General features: G+C 34.4%; 1 protein-coding gene. It reads left to right on the forward strand.

Annotated elements, in window-relative coordinates:
• Positions 1 to 195 precede the first annotated feature (195 nt).
• Positions 196 to 15,288, forward strand: a complete 15,093-nt coding sequence (locus CVU84_08040; protein ID PKM94866.1) for a hypothetical protein — start codon at positions 196 to 198, stop codon at positions 15,286 to 15,288.
• Positions 15,289 to 15,294 lie beyond the last annotated feature (6 nt).

A 15,294-nucleotide genomic window follows, 5' to 3' on the forward strand; every position in this document is an offset into this window, starting at 1 on the left:
GTACTAATTAAACAGTTGGAAAAAGCTCCAAGGAAATTAAATAAAGAACAGTACAAAGAAGAACAGTACAAAGAAGAACAGTACAAAGAAGAACAGTACAAAGAAGAACAGTACAAAGAAGAACAGTACAAAGAAGAACAGTACAAAGAAGAACAATACAAAGAAGAACAATACAAAAATGAAATTTCCGAAATCATGTATTATGAACTTGATTGGGAAAGAATGCCTTTATCTTCTAAGGAAATCAAGGAAGATAAACTAAACAACTTAATCGTTTTTTCTTTAGATACTTCAGAAATAAGTGCATATGAAAAAGCTAATAATGTACAACTGGATAATAGCATTATTGTAAGACCAGGAAAAGGATTTAATAAAATTAGCAGTAGGGAATTTGAAATTGCTCCTGAGAAAAAAGAGGATTATATTCTTCTTTTCTCAGAGCTTTTGGAGAGTGAATTTAATCCAAGTTCAATTATTGACTTATGGTCAACAAAAATCAACAACAATAATTTGAAGCTAGAAGAATCAACAGAGTTACTAGATTATGGAATTTCACCAATATTTCATATTGTAAAGGCTATTCATCAGCTTAAGATAAAATCCATAACAAGATTTATTTCAGTTATGAATCATTCAAAGGAAAAAGTCAATCCCTTTGCTTTTGCTATAAAAGGTTTTTCAGGTTCTCTTAACAAGAGCATGCCAAGATTAAATTTTTCTACTATGGAGTTGGAGGAATTTAGTCTTGAAAAAGGTTTTGAACTTATTTTAAGGGAATTGTCTATCGAAGAAAAATACATTTATCAAGACATTATGTATAAAAAAGACGAAAGATATATAAGAAAAATTAAGGAAGCAGTACTTAATGAGGTAGTGCATAATGAAACAGGTATTAAGGATGATGAAATAAAAATAAGAAAAGACGGCGTATATTTAATTACTGGTGGAGCAGGTGGATTAGGAATTGTTTTAGCAAAACATCTTGTAAGTAAGTATAATGCAAAGCTTATTTTAACTGGCAGATCAGCCCTTAAGCAAAATAAAAAAGATGAGCTTAAAAAAATGAATGAAGAAGGTGGAGAAATAACCTATTTTCAAGGAAATGTTGGAAATAATGAGGAAATGGAAGTTGTCATAAGTAAAATTAATAAGAAGTATGGTGCCTTAAACGGGGTAATACATATTGCAGGTTTGCCAGGTTCCATGGAACTTAGCAAAAAAGAGATCAATGAATTCAAAGAAACACTATTTCCTAAAGTTCAAGGAACCATAGTTCTTGATGAGGTAACTAAAAATGAAGATATAGACTTTATGTTATTCTTTTCATCGGCTTCTTCAGTGTTAGGGGACTTTGGTCAAGGTGATTACTCAGTATCAAATAGATTTTTAGATGGATATGTTAAATATCGTGAAGGCTTAAGAAATGAAAACCTAAGAAAAGGTGTAACAAAAGCAGTCAATTGGCCTCTTTGGAGAGATGGAGGCATGCACCTAGATAGGAAAGTTGAGGAGTTATACTTAAGAACCTCAGGTATGAGCTATTTAGAAAACAAAGCAGGAATGGATTCTTTTGAGAAAATATTGAGTAGTATTAAAAGTTATTCAATCGTTCTTTCTGGAAATAAAGAAAAAATACAAAAGTTTATAAGTAAAGAAAATGATGGTAAAATGCTAGATACCCAAGGAGAAAGAAAAAATATCCAAAGAGGTAGCTTTAAAACGCAAGCTCCTAAATCGTTGTCCATAAAAGAAAAGATTGAATTTGATGTAAAAGAAATAGCCAGTAAAATAATAAAAATTCCTAGTAATAAGCTTGATATCAATGAAAATCTAGGAGCTTTTGGCTTTGATTCAATAAGTCTTAAAGAATTAGGCGATAAATTAGGTGAGCTATATGGAATTGAACTTTCACCCACCGTATTCTTTGCTCAAAGCGATATACAAGGTTTATGTGAATACATAGGTTCAGAATTCCAAGAAGTGGTTAGTAATCTTTATTTAGAGGATCATGAAAACAACGTTGAAGTTTCAACGGTTGTTGAGACAACAAAGAAGCTGGCACTGCAAAGGAAAATAAGCAACCATCAACAAAGGGCTATGGAAAAAGAGCCGGTTGCCATAATAGGAATGAGTGGTATTTACCCAGGTTCAAAAAATCTAGAAGAATTTTGGGATAATCTTGAGGCAGAAAAAGATTTGATAACTGAAATACCTCTTGACAGATGGGACTGGAGAGAGTACTACAGTGAAGACCCGTCAGAACCAAATAAGACAAATGCAAAATGGGGCGGTTTTATCGAGGATATAGATAAATTCGACGGACATTTTTTTAATATATCTAGGCGAGAAGCAGAGCTTATGGATCCACAACAAAGATTGTTTTTACAAACCTCCTGGAAAGCAATAGAAGATTCAGGCTATAAACCATCAGAGTTTTGGGGAAGAAACATTGGTGTATTTGTTGGAACACAGTTTACCGATTATCAAGACATAATGGCAGATAAAATTGAAATACAAGCCCAAATGGGTACTGGAAATGCGCATGCATTACTTAGTAATAGAATATCCTTTTTGCTAAACTTGAAAGGACCAAGTGAGGCAATTGATACTGCTTGCTCAAGTGCACTTGTAGCCGTACATAGAGCGGTTAAGTCCATACAAAGTGGTGAAAGCGAGCTTGCCCTTGCTGGTGGTGTAAGCTTAACGATATCACCCTACACTCATTTGGGTGCTTCAAAGCTTGGTATACTATCACCAGATGGTAAGTGCAAGACTTTTGACAAAGGTGCAAACGGATATGTAAAAGGGGAAGGTATTGGTTCACTACTACTAAAACCACTTAGTAAAGCAATCGCTGACAATGACCATATATATGCTGTCATAAAAAGCACGGTAGAAAGTCACGGAGGAAGGGCCAATTCACTTACTGCACCCAATTCAGACGCACAGGCAGCGATGCTTGTTAAAGCGTATGAAGAAGCAGGTATTGAACCAGAAAGTATTTCCTATATTGAAGCACACGGAACAGGCACTGAACTTGGTGATCCAACTGAGATACAAGGTCTAAAGAAAGGGTTTGCTGATTTAGCTAAGAAACATGGCCGTGAAATATCTAAAGTCAATTACTGTGGAATTGGTTCAGTAAAAACAAACATAGGACATTTAGAGCCAGCATCAGGTATTGCGGGTTTAACAAAGCTTATACTGGCACTTAAAAATAAAAAGCTACCAGGTCTTGTACATTTTGAAGAAATTAATCCGTATATTGACTTAAAGAACTCACCATTTTATATTGTTGAAAAAACAAAAGATTGGGAGCCTTTCATAGATGAAAATGGAAATAGGTTACCTAGACGTACGGGTGTAAGCTCTTTTGGATTTGGGGGAACCTATGCACATGTTGTGCTTGAAGAATATGCAAATGAAAAGGTCATTGAACAAAACGATCAGCAACCAAAACTAATTATATTATCTGCAAAAAATAAAGAGGTACTGAATGAATATGCTAAGGACTTAATAGCGTTTCTTAATCAAGACGAAAACTTAAGCTTAACAGAAATTGCATATACGCTTCAAATTGGAAGAGAGTCAATGAATGAAAGGATAGCAGTAATTGCCAATCATAAAAAAGAACTTATTTTAACTTTAAAAGATTATATTGAAGGTAAATATGAGAACGATAATTTATATGGCGCAAATATGAAAGACATCCCATCTAACTACAATATGTTATTAAGTGATGATAGAGGAAATCAGTTTATTAAAGATATAATGACTGATAAGAAGCTGGACATCATTGCACAGTTTTGGGTAAATGGTTTTGAAATGGATTGGAAGGAGCTATATCAAGATGAAATTCCAAGTAGAAGTTCACTCCCAACTTATCCATTTGCTAAGGAAAGTTATTGGATTCCGGAAAACAAGGAAACAAACAAGCTAATAAATGATATGAGTATTCAAAAGCTTCACAAGTTCATTGATTCAAATGAGTCATCACTCGAAGAGCATTGCTATAAAAAGGCTTTATGGCAGGATGATCCTACTATAATAGACTGTAAAGCAAATGGAAATACACAGTTTCCTAGCATATTACTTGTCGAGCTAGCAATAGCGGCGGGAGAATTGGCAAATAAAAACAATGAAATAGCACTACTAAAAGATATTAAATGGGGGAAAGAAATAGCCCTTTTAGAAGAATGTACCAATGTTTATATTAACCTATATCCGAATGGGGATAAAATTGAATATGAAATTAGTTCAGGTAGAGAGAACAAGGAAAGTCATATTCATTCACAGGGGAAAATTGTTTATTTAAATGAAAAGGACAACAAAGCACAAAGTATTATTGATATAAATTCATTCATAGCTGGATTTACGAATACCCAGAAGAAAGATGATATTTACAGTCAGTTTGAAAAGTATGGAAAACAATATGGTGCAACATATAAAGTGATTAATGAATTATTTTCAAATGAAGAAGAAGTACTAGCTAAAGTAGCATTACCTGCTTTTATACATCCTGCATTTTTGGAAAGCGTATTTCAGTGTGCCAGTATATTAGCACTGTCATCAGGACGTATAAATGATATGAAAATTGAACCGTATAGAATAGATGAAATTGAAATACGCAAAAGATCCCAAGAAAATCAGCTTATTCAAAGCGAAGAATTTTCAGGGAAATATAATCCGCAAGACAGTACAAGTAATCATGAAGAGTGCTATGTTTTAGCATCAATAAACGATGAAAATAAAATAGATATAAAAGTGATAGATTCCAGGGGTTATGAATTTCTAAACATAAAAGGATTAACCTATAAAGAGCTATCAAAACATAAGGTTAAAAGCACAGAAGAATCAGAGCTTTTATATTATACTAGTAATTGGGATAAGGCAACTAGTGTTAGTCCAACAGGTGAAGCAGTTTCTGTAATTCCAGACAATAAGCTACAAGGCAACCTTCTTGTTTTTGATACAGACCAAAGGCAAAAAGAAAGCATTAAACAAAATATTGAGGGAAATTCTTCAGTAATATTAGTTATACCTTCAAAAGAATATAAAGAAATTGATGAAGAGACCTATGAAATAAATGTTGAAAACCCAGAGAATTACATAAAACTCTTAAATAAATTAAGAGAAAAAGATCAATTGCCAAAGAAAATAGCCTATTTATGGCCATTAGCAATAAAAGAAAAGAGCAATAAATTTGACACATTTATGATCAACGAAAAAAGTAAAGATTATTTATCAATGGGGATAAATCCGTTATTTTACTTGTTTAAAGCAATGGAGGTTACAAAAACTAGAACGATAAAAAGAATCGTAGTGCCCTATCGTAGTTATGACAAAGTATCCAATCCCTTTATGGAAGCTATAAACGGATATTCAAGATCAATATTACAGGTATGGCCGAAGCTAGCTTTATCAACGATTAAAATCAACGCAAAGGAATCTGTTGATGATAGCGATGAAATTGCCAAAATAATAATACAAGAGCTTTATATGCCAATCATTAGTATAAGGCCTGAAGCTAAGTATGAAAACGGTGAAAGATATGTTAGAAAGCTTGAAGAGTTAAACCAGGAAGTAACCAAAGAGTTATTAGTACCGCAACAATTCAAACAAAATGGAGTATACCTAATAACTGGGGGAATGGGAGCACTTGGTCTTATAACTGCAAAGCATCTTGCAAAAGCTTATCAAGCAAAGCTTGTTTTAGTAGGACGATCTCAACTAGATAAACAAAAGACTGATAAACTAAATGAATTAAGTGAACTTGGAGCAGAAGCCAACTATTTTGCTGCTGATGTAGGCAACATACTAGATATGCAAAAAATCGTAAACAAAGCAAAAGAAAAATATGGCGTAATAAACGGTGTCATTCATGCTGCAGGTACAGTGGGTGCTAATTTACTTACAAATAAAGAATATGCCGAATATTCGGCTACTTTATATCCAAAAGTTCAAGGTACATTGGCAATAGATGAAGCAACAAAAGATGAATCATTGGACTTATTCATTATGTATTCGTCAGCTTCAGCGATTCTTGGAGATTTTGGACAGTGCGACTATGCAATTGGTAGCAGCTTTTTAGATAGTTATACTGTGTATAGAGAAGAACTAAGAAAGAATAATAAGAGATACGGAAAAACAATCTCTATTAATTGGCCAACTTGGCGAGAAGGTGGCATGCACCTAAATGAAGAAAGCGAAAGCTTATATCTGAAGTCATCAGGAATGACATACCTTGAAACGAAGGACGGTATGGAAGCTCTTGAAAAAATATTAAAAAGTGGTTATGAACAAGTATTGGTCATGTCAGGAGAAAAAAGCAGGGTAGAAAAAATTGTAAATGACAATAAAGAAGAGAAAGAAATAATTAACGTTACTAAAGCTAATGTAATAACTAAAGCAGTTCATAAAAGAGTAGTAATAACATCTTATGAAGATAGTGTTCCTATTTCACAAAGATTAGAAATGGATGTAATAAAAGTTGCAGCTTCAATTTTAAAGCTTGAAAAAGAAAAATTAAGCATAAACGAGAATTTAGGTGAATATGGATTTGATTCATTATCATTGAAAGAGTTAGGAAATAACATTGGTGAATTATTTGCAGTAGAATTACCACCAACAGTTTTCTTTGCACACAGTACATTAAAAGGTCTATGTGAGTTTTTACTAGAAGAATATAAAGAGGAAGTGGCAGCAAGTTATCAAACTGGGACAAGTAAAGTGGTAGAGCTTGAAAAACCTCGAGTAACAATGGATGAAAATACGAAAGACTATCTTGAACCACTCGCAAAACGCTTAGGAAGCAAACTTAACTATAACAAAGTGTCTGAAAAAGAGCCTGTTGCCATAATAGGTGTAAGCGGTATTTACCCAGGTTCGAAAAATTTAGAAGAATTTTGGGATAATATTGAGGCGGAAAAAGACTTAATAACTGAAATTCCTCGTGACAGATGGGATTATAGAGAGTTTTATAGCAAAGACCCTAGAGAACCAAACAAGACAAATGCTAAATGGGGCGGCTTTATTGACGATGTAGACAAATTTGACGCTATGTTTTTTAACATATCTCCTAGAGAAGCAGAGCTAATGGATCCTCAGCAAAGATTGTTTTTACAAACTTCCTGGAATGCAATAGAAGATTCAGGTTATAAACCATCAGAGTTTTGGGGAAGAAACATTGGTATATTTGTTGGTATGCAGTTTTCTGATTATCAAGATATGATGGGTGAGGGAACAGAAATACAAGCCCAAATGGGAACCGGAAATGCACATGCATTACTTAGTAATAGAATATCATATCTACTAAATTTGAAAGGGCCAAGTGAGGCTATTGATACTGCTTGTTCAAGTGCACTTGTAGCAGTTCATAGAGCGGTCAAATCAATACAAAGTGGAGAAAGTGAGCTTGCCATTGCTGGGGGAGTAAGTTTAATGATATCTCCTTACACTTATTTGGGTGCAGCTAAGCTTGGTATACTGTCACCAGATGGCAGGTGTAAGACCTTTGACAAAAGCGCAAACGGATATGTAAAAGGGGAAGGTGTCGGTTCACTGCTACTAAAACCACTTAGTAAAGCAATAGCAGACAATGACCATATATATGCAGTCATAAAAGGCACAGTGGAAAGTCACGGGGGAAGGGCAAATTCATTAACTGCACCTAACTCAGAGGCACAGGCTGATATGCTTGTTAAGGCTTACGAAGAAGCTGGATTCGAACCAGAAAGCATTTCATATATTGAAGCACATGGAACAGGGACTGAACTTGGTGATCCAACGGAGATACAAGGTCTAAAGAAAGGCTTTGCTGATTTAGCTAAGAAGCAAGGACGCCAAATAACGAATGCCAATTACTGTGGACTTGGTTCAGTAAAAACCAACATAGGACATTTAGAGCCAGCATCAGGTATAGCAGGGTTAACTAAGCTTGTATTAGCACTAAAAAACAAGAAGCTTCCAGGTGTTGTGCATTTTCAAGAAATGAATCCATACATAAATTTAAAGGATTCACCATTTTATATTGTAGAACGTACACAAGAATGGGAAAAGCTCAAAGATAATAATGGTAAAGATATTCCAAGAAGAGCAGGAGTAAGTTCATTTGGATTTGGTGGAACCTACGCCCATGTAGTATTAGAGGAATATGAGCTGCCAGAAAACAATTTAGCAATTGATCGTGAACCTCAGATCATTGTGCTATCAGCGAAAAACGAAGATAGACTGAAGGCCTATGCAAGAGAAATGCTAAGCTTTATTGATGATAACGGGCATAAGGGTGATCGTAAAAGTGTAAGTAATGCAAGTATTCAAGCAAAAATCCTTGAAGAATTACTTGGAGAAGTTGCAGAAATAATTGGTGTTTTACCAGATGAAATAAGCACGAGTGAAAATATTGATGAGTATGGCTTTGACCTGGTAAGACTTACAGATTTATCGAAAAGAATAAGTGATCTATATAAAATTGATGCCTTTTTACCATTATCACTCTTGTGTTCAAGTCTTAAAAATATTGCAAAAGACTTAATTGAACAATATAGAGAAAATATATTAGAACGCTATACAAACCTTGAAGTTGTTAGTAGCCAAAAGACACCTCCAAATATGAGTCTTACAGAAATTGCATACACCCTCCAGCTAGGTAGAGAACCAATGGCTGAACGGTTAGCAATGATTGCGTCATCAATAGATGAACTGAAGGAAAAGCTAGCACTATACCTAGAGGGTAAGATTGATACCGCTAGAGTTTATTCAGGCTCATATGTTGACAACAAGCAAAAATCAAATCTATTTATTGATGGTGATGAAGGAAGACAATTTATACATTCATTAATAAATAACAGAAAACTAGAAAACATTTCACAGCTATGGGTGTCGGGAGGAGAAATAGACTGGCAACAATTACATAATAGCCAGGAAATAAGAAAATTATCCCTTCCAACATATCCATTTGCTAAAAATCGTTACTGGATGCCTATTCAAAAAGGAAATAATATTGGCGATCAAAAAGAGGTTGGTAGACTTCATCCAATGATAGACAAAAATTCATCTACCCTTTTAGAGCAAAAATTTACTACATTTTTAACAGGTAAAGAATTCTACCTTGCTGACCATGTAGTAGCAGGAAATAAGGTTTTACCAGGGGTCGCATATATTGAGATGGCACGTGCAGCAGGGGAATTATCAGGGATGTCCAGAGTAAGCACAATAAAAAACATCGTTTGGACAAGACCAATCATGGTAGAAAACACTCCGCTGGAAGTGCAAATAAGTCTGTTCCCTGAAGGCAATAGTGTTGAATTTGAAGTGGGTACTTTTGATAATAATAAAAATCTTGTGCTGCATAGCCAAGGGAAGATATTTGAAAGCAATGAATTCATAAATACGAATGAAATAATTGATATCGAAGCAATCAAGGAAAGATGCACCAAAGTGATGACTAGCGAAGAGTGCTATAGCAAGTTTAAAGAAATTGAACTTGAATACGGACATAGTTTTCAGTCAATTAAAACATTGTATTCAGGAGAAGGAGAGGCATTAGCTTATTTAGAAATAAAAGATAGTTTAAAAGACAGCTTCAATGAATTTGGATTGCATCCATCCCTAATGGACGGTGCATTACAGGCAATTATAGGAATAAGTAATAGTTCAGAAGAATCTTCAACATACCTGCCTTTTGCCCTTGGTGAAGTTACGTATTTAAAGGAGCTTAAAGAGAAATGCTATGCTCATGTAACTTTTACTGGAGATTCGGCAAAGGTTAAGAAATTTGATGTTGAAATTGTGGACGAAGAAGGACAGGCACTTATTAGAATAAAAGACTTGTCACTTAGAGCACTGATTAATCCCAATGAAACATCAGCTACACTATTTTACAACAACATTTGGGAAAATAGTGACTTGCCGGTAAGAACTACTGACCCAATTTCTTCAGGTAATATTCTTATATTTGATAAAGAAGCACAAATATACAATGTATTAAAAGAAACGAGCAATAACATAACACTTGTAACACAAGGGGAAGAATTTAATAAAGTAAGTGAAGGTAAATATGAAATAAATAGTAGTAAGTATGAAGATTATGTAAAGCTATTAGAAGCATTAAAGGAGAGCAATCTCGTACCAACGCATATTTTGCATATGTTTAGTTGCAATGAGGTTCATGAAAGTATTGAAGAAAATACTTCGTTTGAACAAAGCTTGAACAATCAACTAGAATCAGGAGTATATTCGATTTGCCACTTAAGTCGTGCAATCATTGAGCAAAAGCCAAAAGATATGATTAAGCTCGTATATGCTTATAATGCATTTAAGCAAGCAAGTATGCCTCATTATGAGGCAGTAAGTGGCGTGCTCAAAACGGTAGGTATTGAGAGCTCTAGAGTTTTATGTAAGTCAGTAGGATTAGACTCAAAAAATCCAACAGAAATTGTAAATACTCTAATGCGTGAATTAGAAGAAAATAACATGGAAATCATGTATAGCAATGGGCAACGACTAGTCAAGGTACTTCATGAAATCCAAGACATGAAACAAAAGTCCATTGATAATCAAGTGCTGAAAGAAAAGGGAGTCTATATCATCACAGGAGGAGCTGGAGGACTTGGCCTAATATTTGCAGAACATTTAGCAAAAAATTATAAGGCAAGACTTATTCTTTCAGGAAGATCTGAGCTAGATTCAAGCAAAAAGGAAAAAATTGACGAGCTCAGAGCATATGGAGCTGAAGTCATTTATAGGAAGGCTGATATATCTAAGCAAGAAGAAGTTGAAATGCTAGTAGCAGAAAGCAAAGCAATATTTAAAGAAATAAACGGAATTATTCATAGTGCAGGAGTTATAAAAGACGCGTATTTAATAAACAAAACAGAAAAAGAGATGGAAGAAGTATTTGCACCAAAAGTATTTGGTACATTATATCTTGATGCAGCAACAAAAAATGAAAAACTTGATTTCTTTGCAATGTTCTCATCCCTTTCATCGGTACTTGGAAATGCAGGTCAAGCGGATTATGCCTATGCAAACAGCTTTATGGATTGCTATGCAAATAAAAGAGAGATGATGTGTCAAGATGGCAAACGTTTCGGGAAAACAGTATCGATTAATTGGCCATTATGGCAAGAAGGCGGAATGAAAGTAGATAGTGAAACTGAAAGATTACTTGAAAAGAACTTTGGCATGAAGCTACTTCAAACAAGAACAGGAATCGAAGCGTTTGAATTAAGTCTAATTCAACAACAGCCACAGTTGATCGTCATTGAAGGTCATAAGAGTAAAATAACGAGTATCATAAATGACAAACAAGTTAAAACGTCAACAAAACAAACAGAGTTAAAAGAAGAAAAAGCCGCAAATGAAGAAAAAGCAACAAATGAAGAAAAAGCAACAAATGAAGCAAAGGTAGAAACAGAAGAAATAATCAATCTTGACATGGACAATCTGTTGAAAAAAGTTAAGAGAGATTTAAAAGGATTGGTGTCAAAAATATCAAAAATAGATGAGAAGGATATTGATTTAAATGCAGATATGGACAAGCTTGGCTTTGAGTCAATTACCTTTACAGAGTTAGGTAACCTGTTGAATGATAAATATCAGTTACAGGTAATGCCACATGTATTTTATGAACACTCCACGATTGCATCCTTTGGGGAGTACTTATTAGAAGAACATAGGGATATACTAGGTCGTTATTATAGTGAAAGTTTTAAACCAGTTCGTAAATTCATTGAAGTAACTCAATCAAAGGATATAAGCTATGAAGAAACAAAAGAGAAAACACGAAATTCAAGATTCAAGGTTTCGAAATCAATGGAAGCTACTTCAATCATTGATGATATAGCAATCATTGGTGTAAGTGGAAGATATCCGATGGCGAAAAATCTTACAGAATTTTGGGATAATTTAAAAACTGCAAAAGATTGCATAACAGAAATACCAGCAGATAGATGGGACTATAGGAAGTACTATAATTCTAATAAGGATAATATAGGTACAAGCTATAGCAAATGGGGAGGCTTTATAGAGGATATTGATAAATTTGATCCGCTATTTTTCAATATTTCCCCAATGGAAGCTCATTATATTGACCCGCAAGAGAGGATTTTCTTAGAAACTGTTTGGAATACAATTGAAGATGCAGGTTATACAAGGGAACGACTCAATAAAAACAAAGTGGGAGTGTATGTTGGGGTTATGTATGGCGAGTATCAGTTATATGGTGCAGAGGAAACGTTAATGGGTAACCCAATGTCGCTTAGCTCCTCTTATGCATCAATCGCAAATAGAGTATCTTACTTTTTCGACTTTAAAGGACCAAGTATTGCGTTAGATACCATGTGTTCATCGGCATTAACAGCAGTACACCTTGCATGCGAAAGTATTTATAGAGGCGAAGCTGAAATGGCAATAGCAGGAGGGGTAAATGTTACTTTGCATCCAAATAAATACTTATTGTTATCACAAGGCAGATTTATTTCGACTGATGGTAAATGCCGAAGTTTTGGTGAGGGTGGAGATGGATATGTACCTGGTGAAGGTGTCGGTGCTATACTGTTAAAATCTCTTACGAAGGCTAAGGAAGATGGAGATTACATTTATGGTGTTGTCAAGGGGATGGCTATTAACCACAGTGGAAAAACCAGTGGTTACTCAGTGCCAAATCCAAAAGCACAAACGGAAGTAATTCTTGATACATTAAAAAAATCACATATAGACCCAAGAACAATAAGCTATGTTGAAGGACAAGGAACTGGTACAGCACTTGGAGATCCTATTGAAATAGCGTCCTTGTCAAAAGCCTTTACAAACTATACACTTGACAAGCAATATTGTCCATTAGGTTCGGCCAAGTCAAATATTGGTCATTTGGAATCAGCAGGTGGAATTGCAGCAATAACGAAAACTTTATTGCAAATGAAATATCGGGAGCTAGTGCCTTCACTACACTCTGAGAAGGAGAATCCAAATATTAATTTTGAGGGTACACCTTTTTATATGCAAAATGAGTTGAGTAAGTGGTTACAACCTGAAATAGAAGGTCAAAAATATCCAAGACGAGCAGGAATAAATGCCTTTGGAGCAGGTGGTTCTAATGTACATATGATACTAGAGGAATTTGTAAATATACCATGTATCCAAAAGCATAGAGAGCATATCATAGTGCTTTCCGCAAAAAAAGAAGAGCGACTTAAGGAATATGCAAAACAATTATGCGATTTCCTAACCAAGAAGGAATTAGAGGAAGATAAATTTGACGATATTACGTTAGACAATATCGCGTTTACGTTGCAGGTAGGTAGGGAAGCAATGGATGAACGACTTGTGTTAATCGTGTCTACAACTGGAGAACTAATAGAGGGATTAAAGACGTATTGTGAAGGTCATATGATTCCTGATCTTACTTTCACAGGGAATGTTAAAAAAACCAAATCAGATTTGGTTCTATTCCTTGAAGATAAAGAAGGTGAGGAATATATCAAAAGCATTATAAATGAGAGAAAGCTAGATAAACTAGCCCAGCTATGGGTGACAGGAGTAGGGATAGATTGGAAGCTGTTATATGAAGGGGAAACCTATAGGAGAGTTTCATTACCGACATATCCTTTTGCAAATGAACATTATTGGGTTCCTAAGTATGAAAGTAATCATAACGACCCACAGAAAAAGCTAGAAATTATAAAATATCAAAACAATAAGCTGGAAGAAAGTAGTGCAAAAAAAGAAACACAAGAAAATGCTCTTCAATCTGAGCAAATGAATAATGATGACAATGAAGATTTTTATAAAAAAGTACTAGAGGATGTGAGCGTATTCACTTCAGAAGTGCTAGGAATTAGTATAGAAGATATTGATGCAAATGTGAAACTTACAGAATACGGTTTGAGCTCAATTACAATAGTTCAATTAGCAAATAAAATACAAAATGAATTTGATACAATAGAATTATCCTCATCAATTTTCCAACAAGAGAATTTAGAAGGAATTGCTAAATATGTAGTTTCAGAGCTGTTATTAAATGAATACAACATTGATGTTGAGGCAATTGAGGATGTAGAGAAAATTGAAAACAAATTGCCTGATGTCGTAAAACAAAAGCCTTATACAGAGGAAACAGTACTGCAAAAGCCGGATGCATCAAAACTTGTGACTCATAAAATATTGATAAATGGTGTAACGGGTGTATTAGGTGGAAGGTTAGTTAAGGAATACCTTGAAATAACTGACAGTATACTTTATTGCGTCATCCGAGGGCAAAATACTGAACAAGCAAAAGAGCGTATTAAGGAAATGCTTGTCGTTCATGATCCAAATCAGACCCTTTGGACACAGTTTGAGCAAAGAATCATTCCAATACTAGGTGATATTGTACATCCGATGCTAGGATTAGAGGCAGAGCTTTATAATGAACTTGCAGATACAATTGATATGGTGGTACACGTTGCTGCAAAAACCAGTTTACATGGATTTTATGATGAAGTAAAAAGTGTCAATGTTGATGGAACAAGTAACATGATTGAATTTGCTTTAAAAACGAAGCAAAAATACTTCATTCATACATCAACTATAGCCGTCATGGGAGATCGTCTGTATAAAAATTGTTCTCCATTTACTGAAAAGGATTACGACCTAGGTCAAGGCTTTAAAAAAATGGGTTATGAAAAATCCAAATTTGAAGCAGAACATTTAGTTCGTTCAGCTGGAAAAGCTGGCTTGAATTGGATAATCGTAAGATCAGGATATATTATGGGAGATAGTCAAAATGGATATTATCCTTTTGGAATAACAAGTGTTCCAGGGATTTTCTATGACTTTATAAAGACAGCAATTGAAATGAAATTGTTTTACAACTCACCATTTCATTATGACATTACTCCACTGGATTATATTAGTAAAGGTATGGTATATCTTACAACGACATTAAAAGATACTTACCAAACGTACCATTTAAACAATCCTGAAACAAGCACACTGAATGATGTTATGAATTACATAAATAAGTTTGGATATAAAGTTAATATTATTAACTTTGATGAATTCGTTGACGTTCTTGAAAGTAAAGAAAATAGGTATCACTCGTTAACAACAGAGTTAATACTACTTAATCCAGTTGGTAGTGACTCCTTGGGATATTCCTATGTAGATGCGACATATACGAAAAACATTCTTGAAAATGGCAATATTAGGTGTCCCAAAATAGATGAAAAACTAATAGCTACGTACTTAGATTATTGTATTGAAATTGGATACATTAAAAAGCCAAGAAAACCAAGAGGTAAGAAATAAGGGAGG

It is taken from the genome of Firmicutes bacterium HGW-Firmicutes-1, from assembly GCA_002841625.1.
Taxonomy (GTDB): Bacteria; Bacillota; Clostridia; order Lachnospirales; family Vallitaleaceae; genus HGW-1.

Coding starts and splice junctions, on each gene's coding strand:
- CVU84_08040 (PKM94866.1), top strand. CDS start 196: ATGTATTATGAACTTGATTGGGAAAGAATGCCTTTATCTTCTAAGGAA.